We start from the raw sequence: 25,937 nt of genomic DNA, 5'->3' as shown, positions 1-25,937 counted from the left end.
ATTTGGAGAACTAAAAATGGCTGCAAAAGACGTAAAGTTTGGCGATTCCGCTCGTCAGAAAATGGTTATTGGCGTCAACGTACTGGCTGACGCAGTAAAGGTAACTCTGGGCCCCAAGGGTCGCAATGTGGTTCTGGAGCGTTCGTTTGGCGCCCCTACCATCACCAAGGATGGCGTATCCGTTGCCAAGGAAATCGAACTGAAAGACAAGTTCGAAAACATGGGTGCTCAGATGGTCAAGGAAGTGGCTTCCAAGACATCCGACGTTGCTGGTGACGGTACTACCACCGCTACCGTTCTGGCTCAATCCATTGTTCAGGAAGGCATGAAGTTTGTGGCTGCCGGCATGAACCCAATGGACCTGAAGCGCGGTATCGACAAGGCTGTAGTCGCTTTGGTAGAAGAACTGAAGAAGAACAGCAAGCCCTGCACAACCAGCAAGGAAATTGCTCAGGTTGGCTCAATCTCCGCGAACTCCGACGAAAGCATCGGCAAGATCATCGCCGACGCAATGGACAAGGTTGGCAAGGAAGGCGTTATCACCGTTGAAGATGGTTCTTCTCTGGAAAACCAGCTGGATACCGTTGAAGGTATGCAGTTCGACCGTGGTTATCTGAGCCCTTACTTCATCAACAACCCAGACAAGCAGATTGCGTCGCTCGACAACCCGTTCGTGCTGCTGTTCGACAAGAAGATCAGCAACATCCGTGACCTGCTGCCGGTACTTGAGCAAGTTGCCAAGGCTGGCCGTCCTTTGCTGATCATTGCTGAAGACGTAGAAGGTGAAGCGTTGGCGACTCTGGTGGTCAACAACATCCGCGGCATTCTGAAGACCGTGGCAGTGAAGGCTCCTGGCTTTGGCGATCGTCGCAAGGCCATGCTGGAAGATATCGCCATCCTGACTGGCGGTACCGTGATTGCAGAGGAAGTTGGTTTGACTCTGGAAAAAGCTTCGTTGGCTGATCTTGGCCAGGCAAAGCGCATTGAAGTTGCTAAAGAAAACACCACCATCATTGATGGTGCCGGCAAGGAAGATGCGATCAAGGCCCGTGTTGTCATGATCAATAAGCAGATCGAAGAAGCTACCAGCGACTACGATCGCGAGAAGCTGCAAGAGCGCAAGGCCAAGCTGGCTGGCGGTGTAGCCGTGATCAAGGTTGGCGCAGCCACTGAAGTTGAAATGAAAGAAAAGAAGGCACGTGTTGAAGACGCACTGCATGCGACCCGCGCTGCTGTGGAAGAAGGCATTGTCGCTGGCGGCGGTGTTGCGCTGCTGCGTGCTCGCTCTACCCTGGCTTCCGTCAAGGGCGATAACCACGACCAGGACGCAGGCATCAAGATCGTTCTGAAGGCGATTGAAGCCCCGCTGCGTCAGATTGTGACCAATGCCGGTGACGAGGCCAGCGTGGTTGTTAACCGTGTTCTGGATGGCAGCGGTAACTTCGGCTACAACGCCGCTACCGGTGAATACGGCGACATGGTTGAAATGGGCGTTCTGGACCCAACCAAGGTGACACGCTCCGCTCTGCAGAATGCTGCGTCCGTGGCTTCACTGATGCTGACGACCGATTGCATGGTTGCAGAACTGCCTAAGGATGACGCCCCGGCTGCCGGTATGGGTGGCATGGGTGGTATGGGCGGTATGGACATGTAAGGCTCTTGGCTTGCGTGCTGGTTTCCGTAGCAGGAGTCTGGGTACGCAAAGTTCAAACAAAGACGCCCGCGATGGCTTTCATCGCGGGCGTCTTTGCTTTGGCGTGTCGATGTACTGTCTTGGGACAAGTATTTTCGTGGTCGATGGATGTTGCCGATTCACTTATTCTTGAATTTGGCTTATATCTCAAACTGAGCCAATAAGGCGGGGAAACCCACCCAAAATGGACGTTGGTCGGCGACAACTTGATCCAAATGGCATAAGCGAGGATTGCTTTTCCCAGCTATATAGGTTTAAATGTAGAAATGACAATATCCTGTTTTGAGTTTATTGAATAAATTCAAACACTTCTCGCGTTAATTTCACAAAGGAATTCAGCTGTGATGCGCTTTTTCGACTCCGCGAAAGACACGTCCGTTGGCAAATGGTTTGCCATGGCCGGTCTGGTGCTGCTGACAGCCTGTAATGGCTCCGGTGGGGGCTCCAGTGGCTCAGTAAACACCGGCCAGACAGGGCCTCAGCCTGCAAGTATTTCAATTCTTGCCAATTCGACTCAACTCAATTCTGATAACAAAACAGCCGTAGAAATTACCGCTATTGTTAAAGATTCAGGTAATGCAGCGATGGCAGGCCAGACTGTTAAATTCAGTACGACAGATGGCGTGGTAACGGCTGAGAATCCGGTCACCGGTAGCAATGGTTCCGTTGTCGCTAAATTAAATACCAGCGGAGATCCTTCTAATCGTAATGTTACCGTTACAGCAACCTCTGGAAAGGTTAGTAGTAGCGTAACGGTTACTGTTTCGGGTACAAGCATTGCTGTATCGGGTACCTCCTCCATTGTTTTAAATAGTTCGACGGATCTGGTTGTTTCTGTTACCGATTCCAGTGGAATAGGAATTAGTAATAAGCCGGTGGTGATCACCTCGGCTTTGGGAAATACGCTTAAAGTTGTACAAAATGGCAATACAACCGAAGGGGTTGGCAAAGTATCGACAACCACGGATAGCCAAGGCAAGCTGACTGTCACTGTGAAAGGCGACAGGGCAGGGTCTGATATTCTGACTTTTGGTGCCGCTGGTGCAGCCAAACAGTTCAACTTGAACGTCAGCAGCTCAAGCTTCCAGTTCATTGGCTACAACGGCCAGACCGATGTAGTGCTGCGTACACCGCAGTTGATAACCGTAAAGTGGTTGGAGGGTGGTCAGCCTGCGGTAGGCCGCACCGTCAATTTTTCTACCACTCGCGGTACTCTGTATGACGCGAGCCAGTCTGGTTTAGTCCCAGCATCGTCATCGACCACAAACTCCCAAGGAGAGGCGTCGATCATGGTGGCTTCTGATCAGGCAGGTTCTGCCATTGTGCTGGCGACGAGCTCGGGAGGTACGACTTCCAATACTATTTCAATGCGGTTTGTAGCCGCGACTGCCAGCCGTGTCGATTTGCAAGCAGACCGTACAACGCTGGGTGTATTCAAACCAAATAATGCGGCAAGCCAAGCTACTCTAACGGCCGTGGTTCGCGATTCTGCAAATAATTTGGTCAAAAATGCTCGCGTCGAATTTTCTGCGATCTCGGATATTACCGGCGGTACTTTGAGTAGTCCCTCCGCATTGACTGATGAAAGTGGGATTGCTTCGGTGGTATATACGTCAGGTACGATCAGCAGCCCGAAAGATGGTGTTGTGATCCGGGCGACCGTGCGTGAAGTAAATAACAGAGTGATAACAAACGGGGTGTCCAGTGACATCAAGTTGACCGTTGCAGCACAATCCCTGTTTGTTCGTTTAGGCACTGATAACCTGCAAGGATCTGATGGCCAGACTAATTACCAGAAGACATATTCCGCTATCGTGACGGATGCAGCAGGAAACCCGGTTGCAAATCAACCTGTTCAGTTTACCTTTGTTCTGGATCTTTATTACAAAGGCTACTTCTCTGCTGGCGCAGAAGAGTGGGTTCCAACCTATACCACCGTATGTGCTTCTGAAGATGTCAATTACAACGGTATTCTTGACCCGGGTGAAGACATTAACGGCAACGGTCAGCTTACACCTGGCGCAGTGGCGAATGTTACTGCAACCGCAAATACTAACGCAGATGGTATTGCGACAACCAAGATTACATTCCCCAAAGAGTATGCTTACTGGGTACGCGGGACTCTGGACGCAACTGTAAAAGTTGCTGGTACTGAGACTCGTGCAACGGTAAAGAATATTATCCTTGAAGGGGTAAAAGGTGATTACGCTAAGGATAAGCGCCCACCGGGGCGCCTAATTGAGGGCGGTTATTTCCAGCGAAATGTGACAGTGCGCCAGTTGAATCGGTATTTCACCGTGTCGAACACTACTGGCAACAACGGTACTTTGGTCGAAACACAAAAGCCTGATGAGACTATTACGCCGGCCTCACAGCGTTGGGTTGGACCTGCAGTTCCTGGTACGCAGACCGTTTTCAAAACACGTTCACCAAACCTGACAGACGTACAGATTCTTACACAACCCAATGGAACAGCGGTTAATGAGACCACTACAACAACGTTTACGGAGGTGGTATTCCTCCAGTCATTGTCAGTGATTAGTCCATATGGCCAGTCAGGAACCTGTTCTGATACGAACTAAATAGGTCCACCGTTGTGATCAGTGTGAAACACCGGCCTGGTTAGTGTTGATGTTCAACTAGACCGGTGTGTAACCAAAACAAAAGCCCGCCAAGTTTGGTGGGCTTTTGTTTTGGAGCTTTCTCGAAGGGAGTCAGTGGTTATGATGAGGACGGATTGTGCGCAGATTGTCGATCAGATCCTTATGCCGACTTTGACCAGATCTGGTGATACTTTTCCATCAATTGCTCTTGAGTTTCGCGAAGATCTGGGTCGAAAGGTATGCAATCTACAGGGCAGACCTGCTGACATTGCGGCTTATCGTAATGGCCGACGCATTCCGTACACAGCTTGGGATCGATGACATAAATCTCGGCACCTTGCGAGATTGCATTGTTTGGACATTCGGGCTCGCATACATCGCAGTTGATGCATTCGTCCGTAATCATGAGTGCCATGGCGGGTCTTCCTTAATAATTCCCAAGGTTTTTACTCGGGTATTTTCCCGCTCCTTGCGGGGTATGGCAAGTTGCTCATGGCTAAGGCTCGGATTGGCTGCGTTTTATTATCAAGTTTAATGTCGGCGGGGTGATAAGTGTTGTGAAAACAATGACCAAAACCAAGACCGAATAGAGTTGGTCGGGGATTACCTGCAGCTGTTTGCCAATGGCTGCGAAGATCAATCCCACCTCTCCTCTTGGCACCATGCCCCATCCCACCAGCCAGCGATTGACAGGTCCGGCTATTGTGGCAGAGGCAATCTTTCCAATGACGGCAGCTGCAGAGATCACCGCTGCAATCAAGATAGTCTTGCTGTCAGCCAGCGTTGCCAGGTTGACCTGCATGCCACTCATCACAAAAAAGATCGGGACCAGCAAATAGCCAACCGGCTCAATCTGCCGATTCAAGCGGTGCTGATTTTCTCTTTCCAGAAGGTGTTTGACTGCCTGCTGCAACATCGGCTCAGCGGGCGTCATGACTTCTCGAAGTTCCACATGCAGGCTATCTGGTTCGAAGTTGTGTACATAGCTGGCTTCAAGAATCAGGCCTGCGGCGAACGCGCCAACGATGGGGTCCAGACCTACCAGATTGGCGGCGTAGGCAAATCCGAAACAGAAGCACGCCAGCATGGTGAATTGCATGGCTTTACCCGGGTTCAGTCGCGATAGCAACGTTGAAATCAGAGGGGCCAGCTTGCGGCCGACGATGATGGAGCCAGCGAGAAAGGCAACCGCTAGCAACAGAATTCGGCTGACTTCAATGGGAGAGATGCTGCCCTTGCTGGCAATTGCGCTGACCACGGCAAGAATCACCAAGCCTAGTACGTCATCAATGACTGCCGCCCCAAGCACAATGGATGCTTCGACACTGTGCAGAATGCCTGCGTCTTTAAAGACGCGGCCGGTTATTCCAACGGAAGTCGCTGTGAGCGTTGCACCAATAAAGAGGTAGGTAATCGAGCTCGACTCGGGTAGTAGCAATGGGCCGATCAACAGCGTTCCGAAGATAAAGGGGATGATTACACCCACGCTGGCAACCATCAGTGCGCGTAGCCCCACGCGACGCATGACATCAAGATTGGACTCCAGGCCGATTTGAAACAGCAGGATGATCACTCCGAGTTTGGCCAGGAATTCCATGATGGAGTCACTTCGTATTGCATCCAGCTGATGGAGTCCTAGCAATCCCAGATTACCTAAGATGATCCCAATCAACAGCTCTCCCAAAACTGCGGGCTGACCGATCTTTTCGATCAGGTTGGATAACCGCGCTGCCAGTAAAATTATGAGCAGCCAAAGCAGATGGGTGCTGGTATGTGCTGTGCCGCTTGCCCATGCGATGGCTGGTAAGGTCGAAGCAGTGCCTAGCAGGAATAACTTGGGATCGCGTCTTTTCATTTCGGCCCGATGCTCACGGTGGAGGGGGAGTTTGCGCAGGGTGGGTGAACGGCTCAAAAATGGCCATCGTGGACTTCCACATCCTCATTCGGGGTATCTCGTGAAATGAGTCCATAGTGAACCATCCCCGCTTTGCCTTTCTTTACGGTGCGCCATCCGCTTAATGTCGGCCATTTATCTGTTTCTACATAGACGTATGCCGTTTCAGCCAGATGTGGCGCCAGTTTGGCCAAGGCTTTGCCGAGAAGATCCGAGTGGAAGGGCGGGTCGAGGAAAACTACATCAAACGTTTCTTTGTTTTTATCGAGAAAGATCATCCCATCCATGCATAGCACTTCGATGTTGCTCGCACCTAGTGTCTGCCGGTTCTCTTGCAGTGTTTTCGAAACGCTATGGTTGGCTTCGATCATAATGACTTTTCGGGCGCGCCGTGATGCGGCTTCAAACCCCAGGCCGCCACTACCTGCAAACAAGTCGAGGCAGGTTTTCCCCCAAAGATCCTGGCCGAGCCAGTTGAAGACGGTCTCCCGCACGCGATCTGGCGTGGGGCGCAAACCTTCTGCATTTGGAAATTTAAGCTGGCGTCGTTTCCATTCTCCACCGATGATACGAATCTGATTTTTTTGCTTGGGGGCGTGGCCAGATGATTGAGGGCGGCTTCGTTGCATGATCGTTTTTCAAGCGGCGCTTGGGCCGAATGGCTGCAAAAGATAAAATGCTAACCCAATTCGATATCTATTCCTTCTTCGCCTGCTTCATAAGGCAGAATTCATGACAGAACACGATTCCAATACCCCCCCGAAATCAACTGAACCTTCCGCCTGGAAAAGCCGCCTGAAGCAGGGCTGGAAGTTACTGAACACCGATCTGGGTGAGCTGATGAGAGGTGATGAGGCGGCTCCTACTGCTGCCCCTCATGTCCCGGCGACTCCGACAGCCGAAGGCGAAGGCGCGCCCGAATCTCAGGCGCCGATCGCACCTGCGGCAGAACCGCTACCCCTCGCAGCAGATCCTGCAAGCGTAGAGCCGCCGGCGCAAGTTACCGAGCCAGTTGTCCAGGCGCCAGCTGCTGTTGAAGAAAAGTCCTTCTGGCAAAAAACGGTCGAGATACTGAATACCGATGTCACGGTGTTGGCGAAAGACGTCGTTGAAGCTAGTCAGGAAGTCTGGCAGTACAAACTCAAAGCAGGTCTAGCCAAGACGAGAGACAAGCTGGGTAAAGAGCTTGCGGCTTTATTTGGTGGGGGTCAGATTGATGAAGACATCTACGAAGAGCTGGAGTCCATTCTGCTGACAGCCGATATGGGTGTGGACGCGACGAATCACCTTCTCAAGCAAGTCAGAGAGCGTGTCACATTGGCGGGGCTGAAGGATGCGTCCGAATTGAAGGGTGCACTGAAGGGGGCTCTCGGTGATCTGATCGCGCCGTTGGAGCGCCCACTGAATACCGACAGCGGAGCACCGTTCATCATCATGGTGGCCGGTGTCAATGGTGCAGGAAAGACCACGTCGATTGGCAAATTGGCGAAATATTTCCAGTCCCAAGGCAAGAGCGTTTTATTGGCTGCGGGCGATACCTTCCGCGCAGCAGCCAGAGAACAGTTGATGGCATGGGGCGAGCGAAATAATGTGGTGGTAATTGCGCAGGATGGCGGGGATTCAGCAGCTGTGATCTTTGACGCAATCCAAGCAGCCAAGGCCAGAAATATCGACATTGTGCTGGCTGATACGGCCGGCCGTCTGCCCACCCAGTTGCATCTGATGGAGGAAATCAAGAAGGTGAAGCGGGTGATTGCTAAAGCTGAGCCTGATGGCCCTCATGAAGTATTGCTCGTCCTGGATGCCAACATCGGCCAGAATGCGTTAAGCCAAGTAAAAGTTTTTGATGAGGCGCTGGGGCTCACGGGCCTTGTTCTGACCAAGCTGGACGGTACAGCCAAGGGGGGAGTGATCGCAGGCATCGCCAAGACACGGCCTATTCCACTACGGTTTATTGGTGTGGGAGAAGGGATTGATGATCTGCGGCCTTTTGTCGCCAAAGACTATGTTGATGCGTTGATTGATTAATCTACCCATGCTTGCTTGAAGCGATAAACCATGGGCGTCATGGATGAGATCGGTTCTGCACTGTGTTGGATTTGGAACGGAGCCTCAGGCTCCGTTTTGTTGTGAAGGTGATAACGCATGATTCAATTTAATCAGGTGACAAAACGCTATCCCGGCGGACTGGAAGCCTTGCGGAGTTTGTCATTTCAGATTGAGTCGGGTGAGCTGGTGTTTCTGGCTGGCCATTCGGGGGCAGGAAAGAGCACTTTGCTCAAGCTCATTGCCGGAATCGAGCGCCCAACCTCCGGTAGCGTAGTGGTGAGCGGCCAAAACCTTGCCAGTTTGAAACGCGCCTCTGTGCCTTTTGTGCGGCGGCACATTGGACTGATCTTTCAGGACCACAAGATTTTGTTTGACCGCAGTGTGTTTGAAAATGTCATGCTGCCTTTGGATATTGTTGGCTTCGATCGGCGAGAGGCAACACGTCGGGTCCGGGCGGCGCTGGATAAAGTGGGCTTGCTAGGCAAAGAAAAGCTCAATCCTGTCGCGTTGTCAGGTGGTGAGCAGCAGCGACTGTGCATTGCCAGAGCCGTAGTACACCGCCCGGCCATATTGCTGGCCGATGAGCCGACAGGCAATCTTGATAGAGCTTACTCGCTGGACATTATGGAGTTGTTCAAGTCATTCCATCAGGTTGGCGTGACCATCATTATTTCAGCCCATGACGAAAGCCTCATGGCTGATTATGGACGTCGCATTTTGCGGCTTTCGAAGGGGCAGTTTACCCAATGAAATCCTGGTTGATTGCACACAGAACGGCACTACTTGCCACACTTAAGCTATTGCTTGCTGCGCCACTTGCAAGCTTCTTCAACGTTTCAGTAATCGGGGTGGCGGTTGCCCTGCCGCTGACTTTGCATGTACTGGTAACGAATATGCATGCTGTTGTGGGCAGAATTCCTACAACAACCGAGGCGACGATTTTTCTGAAGCCCTCAGCCACCCCCTCGGAAACAATGCGCCTGGAAAAGCAGCTGAAAAGCCACCCCGAGATCGCGAAGGTACAGGTGGTGGATCGCGCCATCGCGCTCAAAGAAATCAGCCAGCGCAGTGGGATCGGCGAGTTAGTGGGCAATCTTGGCGAGAATCCCTTGCCGGACTCGATTCTGATTGAACTCAAGCAGGCTGGGGCCTTGGAGCTAGTGCTTGCCACCATCCGCAAAGATCCTGCAGTCGATGAAGTTGAAGCTGATTCGGCGTGGGCTAGGCGCTTTTCAAGCATTGTTGATCTGGGCGAACGAACAACCCGTCTGCTCGCAGGTCTTCTATTGTTGACTCTCGCATTGGTGACGGCGAATACCGTCCGATTACAAATTCTGACGCGCCGAGACGAAATCGAGGTGTCCAAGCTGATTGGCGCAACAGATCACTTTATTCGTCGGCCATTTTTGTATTTTTCTGCCCTGCAAGGCGGGATGGGAGCGTTGCTAGGGTGGGGAATTGTCCTGTGGGTAGTTGCCGAATTGAATCCACCGCTGGAGCAGTTTGCGCAACTGTATGGCGAGACCTATCGGCTGAGTACCCCGTCGCTAGAGGCCGTGGCAACTGTATTTGCCGGTGCTTTGGTGGCTAGTTTGCTTGGGGCGTTATTTGCTGTGCGGCGCCATCTGCGTCAGCTGGATGCGGCATAAGCCTCTTGGAGCGTCATACACAACGTGTGTTGCGGGAACTTATTCTTCTGCTAGCACTCTCAGATGACGAGTGCTAATATTTGATCGTCATCCATGTGCTTGACAGAATTCAGGAGAGATTTGATGAGTGCCACGTTCGCTTTGCCCGTACTGTCCGACGGTCTTGACCGCTACGTACAGCAGGTATCTGCAATCCCGATGCTTTCGCAGGAGGAAGAAACCGAGTTGGCGACACGTTGGCAACGGGAGCATGACATTGATGCGGCAGGACGCCTCGTCTTGTCCCACTTACGGGTAGTGGTATCAATTGCCCGGGGCTATGCAGGCTATGGCTTGCCTCAGGCAGATCTGGTGCAGGAAGGCAATATCGGCTTGATGAAGGCCGTTAAACGCTTCGAGCCAGATCGTGGTGTGCGCTTGTTTTCCTTTGCCGTGCATTGGATTAAGGCTGAAATTCACGAGTACATCCTTCGCAATTGGCGCTTGGTTCGGATCGCGACGACCAAGGCGCAGCGCAAGTTGTTTTTTAATCTGCGTAGCATGAAGCAGAGCTTCTCAGCTTTGTCGCAGTCCGAAGCCAAGGAAATCGCGAAAGACCTCGGTGTTAAGCCTGAGGAAGTGATGGAAATGGATACGCGCTTGAGCGGCCAGGACGTGACGCTGCATGCGGAAGAGGGTGACGAGGAAGGTTATGCGCCGATCGACTGGTTGGCCGATACTCACAACGAGCCGGTAGCCGTGCTGGAACGCCGGGCCGTCGATCACCTGCAGTCAGAGGGTTTGTCTGAGGCTCTGGAGAAGCTCGATCCACGCAGTCGTCGAATTGTTGAGGCACGCTGGTTGGCGGAGGGCGATGCGGCAACCTTGCATGAACTGGCAGCGGAGTTCGGGGTATCGGCCGAGCGAATTCGCCAGATTGAGGTTAAAGCATTACAAAAAATGAAAGGCACGTTGGCTGCTGCCTAGGCCATTGCAGCCTGTCCTGAGCTGGGCAATAGCGCTAGTTTCAGAATAAAAAATAAAAAGGCATCCTCTTCAGCGGGATGCCTTTTTATTTGGGCAAAGGTTTAGCTTAGCTGGCGCGGTTAGGTTGAATATCTTCTGTTACATACTTAACAAACGCACCTTCCAAGGTAAGTGCGGGTTTGATTTCTACAATCTGATGGTCGGCAGCTCTTAGCTGTTCCAGCAGTGGCCAGAGCTGATCCCTTTCAATATTGGTAGACCATCGCTCGCCGACATCCTTTTCCATGCCCTCAATTGCTTGTGTGCCCATACTCCTGACCAGTACTTTGCCCGTGTCGCCAACCAGCTCATGTGGTTCTTGAACGGTACGTAGAACCCCTTTGTGGATCAGGCCAAAGCGGTCTGCCAGTCGCTCGACGTCGTGCAAAACATGGGAAGAGAAGAAAATGGTGCCACCTTGGTGGCGGTATTCCATCAATACATCAACCACTTCTTTACGGCCTATTGGATCTAAGCCTGACAAGGGCTCATCCAGAATCAACAGGCGGGGCTGGATTGCCAAAGCATGCGCAAGGACTGTGCGTTGAGTCATCCCCTTGGAGAAGCTACGAATGCGCTTGTTGGCTACATGCGCGATACTGAAACGCTCCAGCCACTTCATGCAGTGCTTCTCGGTATTGTCCACTTTGAGCTTATGCAAACTGACTCCCATTTTTAGCACTTCGAGTGGGGTCAGGTAGTCATAGAGATAAGGATTTTCTGGTACGTATCCCATACCAAGGCGGGCATGATGGTCAGAAACATCTGTGCCAAACATGCTGGCTTTGCCGCTGGATGGACTGATGATGCCAGTCAGGATCTTGATCGTTGTGCTTTTGCCGGCACCATTGGGGCCAATGAAACCAAAAGCTTCTCCTTGATTGACTGATAGCGTGACATTGTCGAGCGCCTTGGTGGACTGCTTTTTTCGGTCACGATAATGCTTGGTTAGGCCTTCAAGTGCGATAGCGCAGGTCATGGTCATATGCGGTTAATTAATTAGTAGATGGCTTTTTATTGAGCAAGACTGGTTGCCCTTTATCATCCAGCACATAGCCGAAACCAAATGGATCGACAGGCAGGCTGGTGAGTAATTTGTGGGTAACCAAGTCATCCAGGCGAGCTGGCGGCCTTCCTGTTTGCTTCTGAAATTCGGCAGTAGCCGTACGCAGCGCTTTCAAGCCCTGCAGCCGACTAATTCGAGCATCCAGGTAGCGCTGGAGGTCTTTATCTCGTGTGGATTGCCGCATTGCAGAGATAGTGCCAATCGCAATATCGACGTCGTTACTCTTCTCGTGCCATTTGGCGGCAATGGCCAGTAGGGCCGATCTGTCGCTACCAGTACTGCGCATGGCAGCTTCTTCCAGATCCCGTCCCGCCCCGGCATAGTCCATATAAAAGTATTGTTGGTTAAATCCATGGAAGAATGATGGTAGCGGATCCTTCTTGCGAGCCTCTGCTGCACGTTCCAGGACATACTGGGCAGCATCTACCTCGCCCGTCCACGGCAGGATGGCGGCGGCGAGGTAGTAATTGTCTTCGTGATAGGGATTGAGTAAAGCCGCTTCTCGCTGAACACGCCCGAGCACGTGAGACGTGGTTTCATCGAGTTTGTCTGTCCCCACAACAATTGCACGGAACACTGCGATATTCGCTGCCAGGTAGCGATCCCCGCCGGCAAGAGCAATTTGGACTTCGGCGGGAACTGATACTCGCAGCGCGTCCTGAATTTTTACCCCAGGCCGGTGGCTTAATTGGTTGACCGCAATGCCATAGATGCCGATCCCCAGCGCAAGCGAGAGTGCCACGCCAGTGGAAAAGCTCTTATTACGCGCCATCACTTACTCCTCGCTCTGCCAATAGATCTTCCAGGGCATCTGCAACACGCGCCAGAACAGCCTTCCAAGGCTCTCCTCTCTTCTGTCGGAAGAGGCGGGCGGAGGGGTACCAAGGTACATTGTCTTTCTCAAGTTGCCATCTCCAATCGATCCCCTTGAAAGGCAATAAAATCCAGACTGGGCAGTTGAGCGCGCCGGCCAAGTGAGCCATTGCCGTATCGACGGCAATGACCAGATCCAATGATTGGATATAGGCAGCGGTATCGGCAAGATCATTGCAATCGGCAACCAGGTTATTCAACTGAAATTCCGGGTGGTCCAGTGCCTGATTAGAAGCAATATCCTTTTGAATGCTATAGAGACTGATCTGATTTTGAATGGCCAGTAGCGGCGACCAATCTGACAAGTGGGTTGAACGATACTTATCGTTGCCATATGCAGGGTTTCCAGCCCAGACGATGCCTATCTTGAGTCGCCTATCTGACGAGAGCTTTTGCTGCCAGTGCTCGACAGTCTCTGAGGGAGGTTTAAGGTATGGGGGCGGGCTTGGGTCAACCTCCAGCGACACTCGCAAAATGTGTGGGAGCGCCATGACGGATACGAGGTAGTCTGCATTGAGCGTGTCGTAATCCGACTTGCTGAGCGCAATAACCTCGTCCACCCCCTTAATCGAGGAGAATAAACGATGCAGGTTATCGGTAACCGCAAGCGTTTTACGTTTAGCGGGCGGCAGTAATGGCAATAAGCGGATGAATTGTAAAAAATCGCCAATACCCACATTGCAGTAAATGAGCAGGTGTGAGTTAGAAACATCACTCGTGCCTTCCCAAACGGGAGTCTGTAGCGGAGGGGGTTTTATTCCTAAATGTAAATGTTTCCATCCATCTGCATAGTTGCCTTTCTGAAGATATTCCCAGGAAAGCGCAATATGGGCTGAGGTGTAATCGGGTGTTTGGTTGAGAACCTTGGTGAGATGAGAAATACCAATATCTGTTAAGCCTGAATGCAGAGCAATTAAGCCGATATTGTATAAGTCGTCTGTCTCGGTACTGTGGTAGGTCAACGCCTCTTTTACGGCCTTGGCAGCAAGTTCCGGTTCGTCCAATTCGTCCAAAGTCAAGATATAGGACATCAACGCTGGTAGAGTTTGCTTTATTTCTAATGCATGCTCAAGAATATACCTCGCCAGTTCGGGGCATTTCTCATTCAGCAAAACTCTACCTAAATTTGACCAGACATTAAAATAGTCGTACTTATATAGGATAGCATGCTGATAGCAGCGAATCGCCTCCTGGGCATTACCTTCTTTTTCGTACAGAAAGCCTAAATTATTTGCAGCGAAAACATGCCGCTTACAAGAAGCAAGCGCTTTTCGATAGAGAGTGATTGATGCTTCTAAGTCGTTCTGGCGATAGCGCGTACGACCTGCTAGATAGTTGAGGTTAGGAGCTTCTGGTGCTCTTGTGAGGCAGACTTCCCAAATCTGCCACGCTGCTTCATAGTTCCCCCCATCATGTAGTAGTTCACCTAAAAGTCGATATCTATCAAGTGTATCCTTAATTCTTAAGCTGGACCTGAGTAGCACTTCTGCCAAACTCGAATTTTCCTTTTTCAGGGCTATGGCAGCTAGAGTTTGTAATTGCCAGCTATTTTCAAAATGATTAACCTCTGATTTAAGCCAGTTCGCTGTAACTGGAAACTGCCCATCTTCCAGGCGCATTCCAATTGCCGCCACAAGCTGCCGGCTGAGCGATTCGCCTTGGGACACCAAAAGAAATTGTTGAAGGCTATTATCGGAGTCTTCCGAGGAATTCTCTTGATTAGTGAAGATCTCGCAGAGAGTTTTTTCTGTGTCGGGCAGTAATGACTTGTTAGCATATACATGCTGCAGCAAAGCATTCCTAATTTCCTCGATTACCAAGGCCCAAGTATTACCATGTGAGGCTTGTCGAAAAATTCGGAATGAAGGGTACCAGGATGTCGTATCCCCACTTATGGGCCAACGCCAATCAGACTCAAAAGGCAGCATGATCCATGTCGGGATTCCCATCGCACCGGCTAAATGAGCAATCGAAGTATCTACGGAAATTACAAGATCAAGTTCACCTATGGCAGCAGCTGTATGTCCTAGATGCTCAAAGTGATCTGATAGAGGAATGATGCTTAGACAATCAGGGTCATCTTGCAATTCACAAGTGGCATGCCCTTTCTGCAAGCTATAAAACTGGACACCCGGTACTCTTCCCAGAGGGAGTAAGTCGCCTATACTGCAAGAACGTTGATAGTCCCGCCTATGATTGGGATTGCCACTCCACGCAATCCCGACTTTTAACAGCTGAGTTTGGGTAATCCACGACCGGGCTTCTTGGATAAGCGCGGACTTCGGTTTTATATAAGGCGCGACAGGTAGTGCGCCATCATGTAATTGGCAAATTCCGAAGATTGGGATTTGGAAATCTATTTCTGGAATTTCTGTTTCTTGCGACGCTGCTTCTTCTGCGCCGTCTAGGTATGATAAGAATTCAAGCATCACACCTGGAATATCAAATAAAACAGTCTTTACTCTATTCTTTATCCATGGTAAATATCGCAAACACTGTATAACGTCGCCAATGCCTTGCTCTGCATGAATCAATAGAGTTCCATGCAGGATTGGCTGACCATCCCATTGTGCATATTCAATATGTGCATGTGGCCCACCTTGCGACCCAGGCCAAAAGCGTGATTCATAGTAGTGCCATGCTTCATCTATACGATTCAGTTTGAAACAAGCAACCGCTCTGCAGAAGTTTGCATTCGGATCTGCAGAAAAGTCTTTCAATATTCGGTCGACAGTGGAAATAGATTCTTCATATTTATTTTCTGAATGTAGAAGAAGAGTGGCCTGCCCTAAAATACCAGGTTCGGGATTTGATTTATTAATTTTTTCATGGAGAAGTTGAAGGGCTGGTTTATTTAAGCCAGCAATTCGTAAGCATTCCATCAGGGGAAGGCCCATGAATTCCTTGTTTCCCGTTGAGGTGCAAGCTTTTTTGGCTATTAATAGACCTTCAATAAATCGATTAGTACGAAACAATACCCTTATATAAGTGGAAATTACTGCTATTGATTTGTCAAATTCTAATGCTCTTTCAATCGCATTGGTGCATGAATCATTCTCATTCAGAGAGAAGTATGCCTCAGAGAGCAAATGCCAGCCATTTGAAAAGTCCGAGTGTATTGAAAGTAAAGGCTCAAGTAAATGAGGAATATCTTTTATGCGATTAGTTTGAAAAGATGCAACTGCTAAATTGAAAATAACGGTCGGGTCTTCTGGCGTGAGCTGATGAGCTGCTTTAATGCAGTCGTATACCTTTTCCAGATCACCTGCTGATTGATAGATTTCGGCCTTATGCAAGAGAAGATCAATTGATGTGGCATCTTTTAAATTAGAAGCATCTAAGATTTCGAGTGCACTATCTGGCCTGTTTTGAGCTGACAAATACCCAGCATATAAAATTGCCAGCCCAGTGCTTGAATGAGAGGATTGAGTCCAGAGGTGCCAAATTTCATCCATTGCAACTAATGCATCGCCTGTGCTTGCCAAATTTAAGAATTGTGATATTTCAGAAAGAATTAAACCTTCGTCGTTAGAGCTGGAAAGAAAAGTGCGTACATTCTTAATTATTTGTGTACTCATGATTTTCGGCGTACTTAGTATTAGATAAATTCCCGACGATTAAACTGCCAAGTTGCAAGTGCCATCATAATGATGATGTAGGCGAAACACATTGCGGCGGAGAGTAGCATGGACAAGGAATCTAAATTCTGACTATATAAAGCAGCTACACGAATGTCCATTCTGCTTAAGTCAGGCATTATCCAGAGAGTCGCAGAAAGTATGGGATCGAATATCGGTGCTATATCAGCAGCCATATCGCCTTTTCTTCTCAGGAATTCTATGGTTGGGCCGAGGCTGCGCGCGGCAATGGAGAATGCTGCACCCATGGCGAGGGGAAGCATGGGGGTAGTCGATATGCTCGCAATCAGCGTTGAAAATGCGGCTACTACTGCAAGATCAAGAAAGTTAAAAGCAAGAACTAGAGGTAATTGGGTCAAATCAATAGGGGTTGATTGTTGATAACCTTGGGGTGTTGCTAACTTGATGGTAATTAATAGCATTACGCCAAGTAGCATTGTAGCAACTAAGGTGAGTAACAAAATACCCAAATAACGACCTATGATATAGGCAGATCGACCGATTGGATAAGTTAATGCAAAGAAAACTGTTTTTCGCTCAATTTCTTTCCCTATTAACTCTTGACACCAAAATAAAGTCATTAAGACGCTGACAAATCGCATGGATGACAATCCAACATCCATAGCAACTGTAGAGGGCTGTCTTCCCGAAAATGTTGCAGCCAGAATGGTTCCACCCATTGATAGTAGGCTTATGATAAAAAGGGCCTGAAAGCTGCGACTACGGTAGCCTGAATACCAAGCTGATAGTAAATGCATCCACATGGTTTTCCCGTCAGTTTTGAAAGCGATGCATATATTTTAATGGTAATCGCATAAAAGAAAAACCGGCCTAGGGCCGGTTTTTCGGATTAAAGCCACTGCTTGTTTTTAGGAGCAGCCATCACCAGTAGCTGTGGCTGCTTTGGGAGCCGGAGTCGCTACGCTAGAGCCGTCACAGTCGCGTACACCACCACCATTGCTGCTACCGCCAAATGCCCTGGTTCCCTTTGTGCTGGCGGTGCTTACTGCAACAGCAGTAGGGCTGTCCAGAGCAATCAGTGCAACGTTATTCGAAAGTTTGAAGGTAAATGCATTCTGAACAAAGTTACCTGCGGTAACTGACCAAGTGCCCAGTGTACCTGTTGCATTTGCAGCAACCGATAGCGCATTTGCTGTTCCGGCGGTTAGACCCATGGCAACTACGCCACCTAATACAATCACTTTAGTGCTCTTTTCCATCTTTAATCTCCTGAAGCTCAATCGAGTGCCGAGAATTGAAGTTACAACGATCAGAAATTAGCTTGTGGTATTAGAGGCTGCGGTTGTCAGGAAATTGCGGGCATCAGACTGAGCGGCTTTGTCTTGGCCTTTCTTTTGGTATTCACTAAATTGAGGAATTGCGATTGCTGCCAAAATACCAATGATTGCAACGACAATCATCAATTCAATAAGGGTAAAACCTTTCTGTAACTTCTTCATTGTAGTTCCTTTCAAAGGAAAAAGTATTTGGGGTAAAACTTACTACGTAAGAATAAATAACAGGTTGGTGTTAACAACATTTGTCAAACAATCGTCCTGCGATCGTGACAGGCAGCAATTAAATTACAAGATGCTTAACCATTTCCCTCTATGCTTTGCTACATTCGTGTATAAGCAAACACAGTGCCAGCTTACCTCTGAAGGTTTACTGAGCGTTTTCCTGTAGGGCTTATTTGGTGTGGATGAGGCGGCAGACCACGTGGATCGTAAGGTAGCGAAACCTCGCATGACCAAAATGGTCACTAACTTACCTGAAATCGACAAAGTAAGATGGGGGGCACGCTTTCTGATTGATAAGTGTAGGCGGATATAGTGCTGTAGTGGTCACGTATTTCCGGGCACAGTGTTAAGTGTTTCGGCGGTTGAAAGCTGCTCGAAGGCATTGTGTGATCGGTGGTTCAAATGTGAATACAGCTGACGGTCGTTGTGGAACCCGACAATTGTAGTCGGCAACATCACGAATGGCCTTATCCTGATTGGCGTTATCCTGTCGCCAAATGCGCTCCATCACTGCGTTGACGCTCCTATGTCAAGAAGCGTTAGTTGTGGCAGCTAGGTTCGCAAGGATGAGAGGGTATAGCTCTCTAACGATATATGGCTTCAAGCAGCGATAAATTTCTTTGTTCGACATGCCTTTCGCTGTTCGTCGTTCCACATAAGCCTTAGTTCTGGGTTCGCTCCTCATTCGAACTGTAGCAATGGTCCACAATGCCTTGTTGGCCGATCGGTCATCGCCGCGGTGTAATCTATGTCGCACCGTTTTTCTTGACATCCGAATCCATAGCAGTGCCGGCGCATCGTCGCCATGACATATCTGAAGCGACTTGGCTCTTGCTGGTGCCTCTTCTTCCGGGGCGATAAGAAGATTGGGGTGGGGTAACCAAGGATAACTGATTGTTTATCAATGCTGTTTCTGGATTTTGTGCACGGGTGCGCCATGGAGGGATCTTCCTCCCAATCAGGGCGACTGGATAACACCACTCGACGCTTTTACCGATAGCACGACAAGGGTGTTTGGGAAAACGGCATGAACGTTTGATCTCTGACCCGGACTGTGAATGGCTGATGATTGATATTTCCCATGTCAAGATTCATCCCCGACTTAGCCGGAGCGCGTGGCGGCAATCGGGTAAAGGGCATAGCAAAATCAAGCTATATTTTGCTGTCGATGCACATGGTATGCCATCCACATCCTGCTGACAGCCGGAACGATCGCTGATTGCACCCAGGCAGGTACCTTGATCGAAGGGCTGACGCCTCGGAACCTCGAAGATTTATATCGCCACCATCATCTGGTTGAGAAAGCCATTCTGCAGCTCAAACGCTGGCGCGGCATGCAACTCGATACGCCAAGCATATGGCCTCTTTTCTGGCCGCCGCCAAGATCCGCTGTATTGCTATCTGGGTACGCGTCTTGTGACGACGCCCTTTAGTGTTTGGGGTTGCAAGTTTAATGGAATATAAGAAAAAAGCAGAGGTGTAAGCCTCTGCTTTCGGTGTTTGAAGAAATCCTTAAAGGATTTCTAGACTTGATCCGATTAGGAGCAGCCATCCTTGTCTGCATCTGGCGTGGCTTTGGGAGCAGGATTGGCTACGCTGCTGCCGGAGCAATCTTTAATGCCGCCGCCATTGCTGCTGCCGCCAAAAACACGAGTCCCTTTTGTGCTGGCCGAGCTTACGGCTACAGCGGTGCTGCTATCCTGAGCGGCTAAGGATACGTTGTTAGATAGCTTGAAGGTGAAAGAGTTGGTTACAAAACCGCCAGCACTGGCGGTGCCTGTTGGGACAGTAAACGTGGCCACCGCACCAGTAGCTGATGCTGCGGCGCTTACCGCGGTTGCATTTGCAGTACCGGTAGCCAAACCCATCGCTACTACACCACCCAAAATAACAATCTTAGTGCTCTTTTCCATTTTAAAAGCTTTCCTGAATTTGCAAGAGTTAATGTCAGTAACTAAAACGCAATTAGCTCGAGGTGTTTGATGCTGCGGTAGTCAAAAAATTACGCGCGTCAGATTGAGCGGCCTTATCTTGCCCCTTTTTCTGGTACTCGCTGAATTGAGGAATTGCGATAGCAGCCAGAATACCAATAATGGCAACAACGATCATCAGTTCGATCAGGGTAAAACCTTTTTGCAACTTCTTCATTGTGTTTCCCTTTCAAATGAAAGTGTGGGTTGAGTTTTGATTTCGTGAGCTTATTTTACTTTAAATTTTTATACCGTGCAAATAAATTTGCTTTTTATGTAAAGTTAAACGCAATAAAGTGACTCTGCTTATTGAAAGAATATCTTTAATAAGTAATGATTTTAATCGCAAAAGATTCGAATGCTGGTAATTGTTAATTACCAGCAATAGATATCTGCGGTGAGTACAAGCAACAGGATTCGACCGGAACTAACGACGTGCTAGAGTGGGTGCTGAATTACTTGGCTTGAGCGAGAAATCTTTGCAAAACAATCTATTGTAAGTCACTTTAAGTTTAATTCATCAGAGGCATAAGTATATCTCAAAAAAGAAAATATGCAAATGTCCTGAATTGTTAGTTGCTACTCCCTGCGGTGGCGGAGGTTAAAAAGTTACGCGCATCTGACTGTGCGGCCTTGTCTTCTGCACGGCGGATGTATCCGAGCGTTTGTGTAATGGCAATCGCCGCCAATATCCCGATGATTGCAATAACTATCATCAGCTCAATCAGGGTGAAGCCTTTACTGCTTTGTCTCATCCGAACCTCAAATTTACAGCTAGCTACTCTTAGCAATTAGGATGCCAGGTTGGTAGCCGCGGGCGGAAAAATACCGCCAATTATGGCGATTGCATGAATCGACGCTGCGTGATTGCTCTCTGTGATAGATGAACGAGGTGGGTGGATGGCAGACATCTTGACGAAGATTGTCACTTACTAACTCCTTACGTCCGTGTCGGAGGTTGTTAATCAGGCTCGGGACAGTGTCAGTATCGCGCTTTCATCGACTTCGTCGATTTGCGCTGGCTCAAGAAACATATTGGCGTAGGCCAAGTAGACCTTCTCTTTGATGAATACTTCGAAGAGGTCCAGGTCGATATGCTGATCCTTTGCCATTCTCGCCAGAATGGTGAGCGATTCGGATAGTGTTTTTCCTGGCTTGTAGGGGCGGTCGCGCGCGGTGAGTGCTTCGAAAATGTCGGCAATGCCCATCGTCCTCGCTTGAACAGACATTTGATCTCTGGTTAATCCACGCGGATAGCCTTTTCCATCCATCCGTTCGTGGTGTCCGCCGGCGTATTCGGGCACGTTTTTGAGATGCCTTGGCCAAGGAAGTGCTTCGAGCATCTTGATGGTCACCACAATATGGTGATTGATGATTTCCCGTTCTGCATTGGTCAATGTTCCTCTGGCAATCGAGAGGTTTTCTACTTCTTCGTCACTTAAAAAAGGCACGGTGTGACCGTTTGCGTCAGACCACTGATAACTGGCGATCTGCTGAACTCTGGCGATGGCATCTCGATTCATGAATTCACCGCCAAAGTTGGTATGTCTGAGAAATTCCCTGTCCGCATCATATTGTTCAAGGTTGCGAGCATGGGTGGCTGCGTCGATATTACCTCGCAGGTGTGCAATCAAGCTGTCTCGTTTAAGGATTTCAAACCGTGTGTCAATCAGTTCGATGCGGTCGAAAATGGTTTGTAGCTTGGTTGCCTTGTCTACAACATGGACGGGCGTGGTGACTTTGCCGCAATCGTGTAAAAGACCAGCGATTTTTAACTCATATCGATCTTTCTCGCTCATGCGAAAGTCTTTGAATGGGCCCCAGTCAACCCGGTTGACCGCATCGGCAAGCAGCATGGTCAGAACGGGTACCCGTTCGCAGTGCCCGCCAGTGTAGGGGGATTTGTCGTCAATCGCGGTGTTGATCAGGTTAATTAATGATTCGAACAAGTCCTGCAGCTGGTCAATCAAATGGCGGTTAGTAAGGGCAATGGCCGCTTGAGAGGCCAACGATTCGACCAGGCGCTGATCTGCGTGGGCAAAGGGGACGATATTGCCCGCCGCATCCTGGGCGTTGATCAGTTGAAGTACACCGATGATTTCGTTTTCGTGATTTTTGAGGGGAACGGTGAGGAATGACTTTGAGCGGTAGCCGGTATTGGCGTCAAAGCGACGGGTGCCGGCGAAGTCGAAGCCATCTTCGGTATACGCATCGGCAATATTGATGGTCTGGTCATGCAATACCGAGTAGGCAACCACCATGCTGCGATTGGGTTTGCCCGCTGCATCAAACAAAGGGATGGGCGGAAAGGGAATCGAGACGCCTGTGGTGCCTCCCATGGCAATGCCCAATGAATCAGTACGGATGATCTCGAATTTCAGTTTGCCATCGACGACCAGATACAAGGTGCCTGCATCGGCGTGGGCGAGTTCTTTGGCGGCCAGCAGAATGTGCTCAAGCAGACGACTGGCATCTCGCTCGCGCGAGAGCTCGCTACCTATGGCGTTGAGTCTTTCCAGTCGATCTATTAACTCGGTGACGTTCAACATAGAAGCCTCCTGGCCGAGCGCTGGGCCGCTCTGGCAGCGGCTAGATAAGGGGCGACTGCTTGCTCAGGGCTGGATGTTACAGATATGCGCAGCAAGACCAGGTATCAAATTAATGCTCCGTTCTGATCTGAAACGGGAGCGTCAGCGGAACCCGGCTTGCCTGCCTCTAGGTATAGTGCAAAACCATTTACTTGCCATGTCTTCGGAGGGCTCTTATTACTTAATGCAGACGGCCCTGACCTGATGCATGTCGGTAATGCCCATCAGCACTTTTTCGATGCCATCTTGCTTCAGGGTACGCATACCTTCTTCCAACGCCACGGCAAACAGCTCGGCGACTCGCGCGTGTTCTTGAATTTTCTTTTTGACCGGATCGGTTCCAACCAGTAATTCGTGCAGGCCAACGCGCCCCTTATAGCCGGTGCCTGCACAGGCATCGCAGCCAACGGGCTTGTACAGCGTCAGCTTCCCATCTTTGTCGCTGAATTGTTGTAACCATTCTTCTTTGAGTGCTTGTTTCTGCTTCTCCGGCTCGGCTAGCCACGATGTCGTACCAAGCAATTCTTCAGAATACTCGCGCAGCATCATTTGCATTTCCGCTTCTTCAGGCTGGTAAGCCTGCTTGCACTTGCAAAGTCGCTTGGCCAGACGTTGCGCCAGGATGCCCAGCAAAGCATCGGCAAAGTTGAAAGGGTCCATACCCATATCGAGCAAGCGGATGATTGATTCGGGTGCACTGTTGGTATGCAGGGTTGCAAGCACCAGGTGGCCTGTTAGCGAGGCCTCGATACCGGTGGAGGTGGTCTCTTTGTCTCGCATTTCACCGACCATGATCACATCCGGATCGGCGCGCAAAAATGCTTTCATTGCAACGGCAAAGGTCAGCCCAGCCTTTGGGTTCATCTGTACTTGCCGCAAACCCTTTTGCGTGATTTCAACCGGATCTTCCGCAGTCCAGATCTTAGTTTCCGGGGTGTTCAGGTGTTTGAGCACCGAGTGCAGGGTGGTGGTTTTACCAGAACCCGTGGGGCCGCAGACGAAAAACAGGCCATAAGGCTTTGAGATGACCGACTTCAGGTTGGTTTCGTTGCGCTTCGAGAAACCCATTTTGTCGAGCGGGATGGGTTCGCCGGAAGCCAGAATCCGCATGACTACGTCTTCCATCCCGCCGGCTGATGGGATGGTGGCGACCCGCAGTTCAATATCCAATGGCCCGAACTTCTTGAACTTGATCTTGCCGTCTTGCGGTTTGCGTCGTTCCGAAATATCAAGATCACACATGATCTTGAGTCGCGTCACCAAGGGTTCGCGATAAGAGGACGGCACCTCGATGTATGGCTGCAAAGAACCATCTCGCCGGAAGCGGATTTCGGTCTTGGCTTTGCCGGGGTACGGCTCGATATGAATGTCGGATGCCCCCATGTTGTAAGCATCGACAATGATCTTGTTGACCAGCTTGACGAGTTCGTTGTCGGCTGCCAGCGAGAGCGCTTCGGCACTGACGCTGTCATTTTCGTCATCCCCTTCGTCGAGGTTGGATAGCAGCTCACCGATAGATGCCCCACCATCTGCTTCGGCGCCCCCATAAAACAGATTGAGCGTCTGCACAAACTCCCGCTGGCTGCAGACGTGATAGGCAATGGTCTTACCTGGGAATACTTGGTTTACCAAGCGGCCACCACGGACCTTTTCGGGGTCGGTTGTGATGACGATCAATCCTTCCTTGCCATCTTCCACCGGCAGCCACTGGCTGCTTTCGGCGAAGTCCCGCTTAAAAGAGCGCAACAGGTCCAGTGGCTTTACGCGTTCTGCCTTGAATGGCTCATAAGGCACGCCAAAGAATTTCGAAAGTGATTGCCCCAAGGCAGCAGGCGTGACCTGGAACTCGCGCAGTAATAGATCTTCGATGTCTACGCCATGTTCGCGGGCAGATCGAATGGCTGTTTCAAGCTCGGTAGCGACGATAACGCCATCCGCAACCAGATAGTCGTACTTGGTGCGGGCGACAAAGCGAGAAGATTGCTGACGAAGCTTGAGGGCGATGGCCAGTGTTTTGCACAGTTCCACCAAGCCTTTCTCGGCGAGGGCAGGAAAGGGGCGTCCGGCCCGGTTGTTGATGATCTGCACCACTCCGGCCAAGTTGCCGGTTTTTTCCTCAAGAATCGGGCCAACCAGCATTTGCTTCGTCCGGTAACCCGTGCGCTTATCGACCTCCTGCAAGAAATTCAGATTCGGGCTGTAAGATTTCAGTTCTGCCGCATCGTATACGTCACGGATGTTTACCATGCGGCGATGGTTGGCCACATAGCCGGCTACACTTTGCTCGTTGATCGGAAGCTTGAGGTCTTTGAATGAGTTCAGCCCGGTTTTGACCTTGGAAATGATGGAGCCGCCATCTTCAGTAGAAATATAGATGGTGAGTCGGTCTGCGTTGAACAAGTCGCAGATGGCCTGGCTGACTTCGAGCATGATTTCATCAATGTCCGACGTCGCATGGATTTTGTTGGCGACGGCTTGCAGACTGCGCGTGAATTGCAGCTCGATACTCAGTTCCGGGTCACTGGCCGGGCGGGCTGCCGATTCGGGTTGGCTCATTCTCTCTCTCGATTGCAAAGAATCCGGCAAACAAGACGGCAGGCGGTGGGATTACATGCCGTCAGAAGTCGAAAATCTGGCTGTTATAAAGCATCTGTGGACTGTGCTGGCTCGCATCCTGCCCAATTTCCTGCATGGTTAGCTCAATTTCACCGGGTTTCAGGTGGGTGATGAAGACCTCAGCGGGACGATGCAGCTTGGACAGTTCATCTGCCAGCATGCTTGGGCATAAATGCTTGGAAGCTTCCGCCAGCTTGATTTCGCGGTTACAGAAAGCTGTTTCAATAATCAGGTAGCGCAGGTTGGTAATGGCATTGACGACGGGCCAGAAGGCATCGTTTACGGTGGTGTCGCCACTGAAAACCAAGCTGGCGGCGCCGCTATCCAATTGGTAACCAACAGCTGGGACTGTATGCAATGCGGGCAGGGCAACAATCCGTCCCCCTCCATCCAGCGGGAAGACTTCGCCTTCTTCGAAGGCGGCAAACTGCATGAATGGGGCCTGGACGGATGGAATTTCGCTGAAATCCGGCCAGATGAGCCAGTTGAAAATATGCGCTTTCAGAATATCAAGCGTGGCCTGGCTGGCATGAACCACAATCGGGCTGGTACGCAGGGCGCCAACCGTATCGACCAGCAAGGGCAGCATGGCAACGTGATCCAGATGGGCATGGGTGATGAAGATGTGATCAATCGCAGCCAGTTCTGCGACGGATAGATCGCCAACACCCGTACCTGCGTCGATCAGGATTTTGCCGTCGAGCAGCATCGAAGTGGTTCTGAGCGTTCCGCCAATACCGCCGCTGCATCCGAGTATTTTCACGCGCATGCTG

18 protein-coding genes and 5 pseudogenes are annotated in these 25,937 nt (G+C 50.2%); 7 read left to right on the top strand and 16 right to left on the bottom strand.

Annotation, left to right across the window (positions count from 1 at the left end):
- Positions 1-16: 16 nt before the first annotated feature.
- Both groL and PZA18_RS04110 read left to right on the top strand, forming a co-directional pair.
- Positions 17-1,654 carry a chaperonin GroEL gene (gene groL / locus PZA18_RS04115; protein WP_284099524.1) on the top strand — a complete coding sequence of 546 codons (1,638 nt, stop codon included), beginning with the start codon at positions 17-19 and terminating at the stop codon, positions 1,652-1,654.
- Between the two features lie 383 nt (positions 1,655-2,037).
- Positions 2,038-4,275, top strand: coding sequence for an Ig-like domain-containing protein (locus tag PZA18_RS04110; protein ID WP_284099523.1), 2,238 nt, complete (start codon positions 2,038-2,040; stop codon positions 4,273-4,275).
- A 181-nt stretch (positions 4,276-4,456) separates the two neighbouring features.
- Here PZA18_RS04110 and PZA18_RS04105 read toward each other — a convergent pair whose 3' ends face one another.
- The 3 genes from PZA18_RS04105 to rsmD form a co-directional block, all read right to left on the bottom strand.
- On the bottom strand, positions 4,457-4,711 hold the full coding sequence (locus PZA18_RS04105) for a YfhL family 4Fe-4S dicluster ferredoxin (protein ID WP_284099522.1): 255 nt from the start codon (positions 4,709-4,711) through the stop codon (positions 4,457-4,459).
- A gap of 81 nt (positions 4,712-4,792) precedes the next feature.
- Positions 4,793-6,151, bottom strand: a complete 1,359-nt coding sequence (locus PZA18_RS04100) for a cation:proton antiporter (protein ID WP_284099521.1) — start codon at positions 6,149-6,151, stop codon at positions 4,793-4,795.
- Between the two features lie 53 nt (positions 6,152-6,204).
- Positions 6,205-6,819, bottom strand: a complete 615-nt coding sequence (gene rsmD / locus PZA18_RS04095) for a 16S rRNA (guanine(966)-N(2))-methyltransferase RsmD (protein WP_284099520.1) — start codon at positions 6,817-6,819, stop codon at positions 6,205-6,207.
- A gap of 103 nt (positions 6,820-6,922) precedes the next feature.
- On the opposite strand from rsmD, the gene ftsY reads away from it, so the two are divergent.
- The 4 genes from ftsY (at position 6,923) to rpoH (ending at position 10,854) form a co-directional block, all read left to right on the top strand.
- Positions 6,923-8,218, top strand: coding sequence for a signal recognition particle-docking protein FtsY (gene ftsY, locus PZA18_RS04090; protein ID WP_284099519.1), 1,296 nt, complete (start codon positions 6,923-6,925; stop codon positions 8,216-8,218).
- A gap of 117 nt (positions 8,219-8,335) precedes the next feature.
- Positions 8,336-8,989 carry a cell division ATP-binding protein FtsE gene (gene ftsE / locus PZA18_RS04085; RefSeq protein WP_284099518.1) on the top strand — a complete coding sequence of 218 codons (654 nt, stop codon included), beginning with the start codon at positions 8,336-8,338 and terminating at the stop codon, positions 8,987-8,989.
- A gap of 8 nt (positions 8,990-8,997) precedes the next feature.
- Positions 8,998-9,888: a permease-like cell division protein FtsX gene (gene ftsX, locus PZA18_RS04080; RefSeq protein WP_284099517.1), complete on the top strand. Its 891-nt coding sequence runs from the start codon at positions 8,998-9,000 to the stop codon at positions 9,886-9,888.
- Positions 9,889-10,011: 123 nt separating this feature from the next.
- On the top strand, positions 10,012-10,854 hold the full coding sequence (gene rpoH / locus PZA18_RS04075) for an RNA polymerase sigma factor RpoH (RefSeq protein WP_284099516.1): 843 nt from the start codon (positions 10,012-10,014) through the stop codon (positions 10,852-10,854).
- 106 nt (positions 10,855-10,960) lie between these two features.
- On the opposite strand, the gene PZA18_RS04070 is transcribed toward rpoH, so the two are convergent.
- From PZA18_RS04070 to PZA18_RS04040, 7 genes and pseudogenes are all read right to left on the bottom strand, one after another.
- Positions 10,961-11,872 (bottom strand): ABC transporter ATP-binding protein, encoded by a 912-nt coding sequence (locus PZA18_RS04070; RefSeq protein ID WP_284099515.1) that lies wholly within the window; start codon positions 11,870-11,872, stop codon positions 10,961-10,963.
- Between the two features lie 16 nt (positions 11,873-11,888).
- Entirely contained in the window at positions 11,889-12,731 is an 843-nt protein-coding gene (locus PZA18_RS04065) for a hypothetical protein (protein ID WP_284099514.1), read from the bottom strand.
- Entirely contained in the window at positions 12,721-16,410 is a 3,690-nt protein-coding gene (locus tag PZA18_RS04060; protein WP_284099513.1) for a hypothetical protein, read from the bottom strand. The genes PZA18_RS04065 and PZA18_RS04060 overlap by 11 nt, the downstream gene beginning before the upstream one ends.
- 20 nt (positions 16,411-16,430) lie before the next feature.
- Positions 16,431-17,234: an ABC transporter permease gene (locus PZA18_RS04055; protein WP_284099512.1), complete on the bottom strand. Its 804-nt coding sequence runs from the start codon at positions 17,232-17,234 to the stop codon at positions 16,431-16,433.
- Between the two features lie 105 nt (positions 17,235-17,339).
- Complete coding sequence (locus PZA18_RS04050; protein ID WP_284099511.1) at positions 17,340-17,690, bottom strand: hypothetical protein; 351 nt, start codon at positions 17,688-17,690, stop codon at positions 17,340-17,342.
- 143 nt (positions 17,691-17,833) lie between these two features.
- Positions 17,834-17,930, bottom strand: a pseudogene (locus PZA18_RS04045) (prepilin-type N-terminal cleavage/methylation domain-containing protein); the annotation flags it as partial.
- Between the two features lie 589 nt (positions 17,931-18,519).
- Positions 18,520-18,759, bottom strand: a pseudogene (locus PZA18_RS04040) (hypothetical protein); the annotation flags it as partial.
- A gap of 17 nt (positions 18,760-18,776) precedes the next feature.
- Here PZA18_RS04040 and PZA18_RS04035 point away from each other — a divergent pair.
- Positions 18,777-19,410: pseudogene (locus PZA18_RS04035) on the top strand (IS5 family transposase).
- Positions 19,411-19,528: 118 nt separating this feature from the next.
- Here PZA18_RS04035 and PZA18_RS04030 read toward each other — a convergent pair.
- The 6 genes and pseudogenes from PZA18_RS04030 to PZA18_RS04005 form a co-directional block, all read right to left on the bottom strand.
- Positions 19,529-19,903 carry a hypothetical protein gene (locus tag PZA18_RS04030; protein WP_284099510.1) on the bottom strand — a complete coding sequence of 125 codons (375 nt, stop codon included), beginning with the start codon at positions 19,901-19,903 and terminating at the stop codon, positions 19,529-19,531.
- A gap of 138 nt (positions 19,904-20,041) precedes the next feature.
- Positions 20,042-20,138: pseudogene (locus PZA18_RS04025) on the bottom strand (prepilin-type N-terminal cleavage/methylation domain-containing protein); the annotation flags it as partial.
- 492 nt (positions 20,139-20,630) lie between these two features.
- Positions 20,631-20,715: pseudogene (locus tag PZA18_RS25750) on the bottom strand (prepilin-type N-terminal cleavage/methylation domain-containing protein); the annotation flags it as partial.
- Between the two features lie 210 nt (positions 20,716-20,925).
- Positions 20,926-22,509, bottom strand: a complete 1,584-nt coding sequence (locus PZA18_RS04015) for an HD domain-containing phosphohydrolase (protein ID WP_284099509.1) — start codon at positions 22,507-22,509, stop codon at positions 20,926-20,928.
- Positions 22,510-22,725: 216 nt separating this feature from the next.
- Positions 22,726-25,104: a GspE/PulE family protein gene (locus PZA18_RS04010; RefSeq protein ID WP_284099508.1), complete on the bottom strand. Its 2,379-nt coding sequence runs from the start codon at positions 25,102-25,104 to the stop codon at positions 22,726-22,728.
- Between the two features lie 61 nt (positions 25,105-25,165).
- Positions 25,166-25,933, bottom strand: coding sequence for a 3',5'-cyclic-nucleotide phosphodiesterase (locus PZA18_RS04005; RefSeq protein ID WP_284099507.1), 768 nt, complete (start codon positions 25,931-25,933; stop codon positions 25,166-25,168).
- Positions 25,934-25,937: the final 4 nt, after the last annotated feature.

The organism is Parachitinimonas caeni (assembly GCF_030129945.1).
GTDB classification, from domain to species: domain Bacteria; phylum Pseudomonadota; class Gammaproteobacteria; order Burkholderiales; family Chitinimonadaceae; genus Parachitinimonas; species Parachitinimonas caeni.
This window is presented reverse-complemented; position numbering and strand designations above follow the sequence as displayed.

Coding starts and splice junctions, on each gene's coding strand:
- groL (WP_284099524.1), top strand. CDS start 17: ATGGCTGCAAAAGACGTAAAGTTTGGCGATTCCGCTCGTCAGAAAATG.
- PZA18_RS04110 (WP_284099523.1), top strand. CDS start 2,038: ATGCGCTTTTTCGACTCCGCGAAAGACACGTCCGTTGGCAAATGGTTT.
- PZA18_RS04105 (WP_284099522.1), bottom strand. CDS start 4,711: ATGGCACTCATGATTACGGACGAATGCATCAACTGCGATGTATGCGAG.
- PZA18_RS04100 (WP_284099521.1), bottom strand. CDS start 6,151: ATGAAAAGACGCGATCCCAAGTTATTCCTGCTAGGCACTGCTTCGACC.
- rsmD (WP_284099520.1), bottom strand. CDS start 6,819: ATGCAACGAAGCCGCCCTCAATCATCTGGCCACGCCCCCAAGCAAAAA.
- ftsY (WP_284099519.1), top strand. CDS start 6,923: ATGACAGAACACGATTCCAATACCCCCCCGAAATCAACTGAACCTTCC.
- ftsE (WP_284099518.1), top strand. CDS start 8,336: ATGATTCAATTTAATCAGGTGACAAAACGCTATCCCGGCGGACTGGAA.
- rpoH (WP_284099516.1), top strand. CDS start 10,012: ATGAGTGCCACGTTCGCTTTGCCCGTACTGTCCGACGGTCTTGACCGC.
- PZA18_RS04070 (WP_284099515.1), bottom strand. CDS start 11,872: ATGACCTGCGCTATCGCACTTGAAGGCCTAACCAAGCATTATCGTGAC.
- PZA18_RS04065 (WP_284099514.1), bottom strand. CDS start 12,731: ATGGCGCGTAATAAGAGCTTTTCCACTGGCGTGGCACTCTCGCTTGCG.
- PZA18_RS04060 (WP_284099513.1), bottom strand. CDS start 16,410: ATGAGTACACAAATAATTAAGAATGTACGCACTTTTCTTTCCAGCTCT.
- PZA18_RS04055 (WP_284099512.1), bottom strand. CDS start 17,234: ATGTGGATGCATTTACTATCAGCTTGGTATTCAGGCTACCGTAGTCGC.
- PZA18_RS04050 (WP_284099511.1), bottom strand. CDS start 17,690: ATGGAAAAGAGCACTAAAGTGATTGTATTAGGTGGCGTAGTTGCCATG.
- PZA18_RS04030 (WP_284099510.1), bottom strand. CDS start 19,903: ATGGAAAAGAGCACTAAGATTGTTATTTTGGGTGGTGTAGTAGCGATG.
- PZA18_RS04015 (WP_284099509.1), bottom strand. CDS start 22,509: ATGTTGAACGTCACCGAGTTAATAGATCGACTGGAAAGACTCAACGCC.
- PZA18_RS04010 (WP_284099508.1), bottom strand. CDS start 25,104: ATGAGCCAACCCGAATCGGCAGCCCGCCCGGCCAGTGACCCGGAACTG.
- PZA18_RS04005 (WP_284099507.1), bottom strand. CDS start 25,933: ATGCGCGTGAAAATACTCGGATGCAGCGGCGGTATTGGCGGAACGCTC.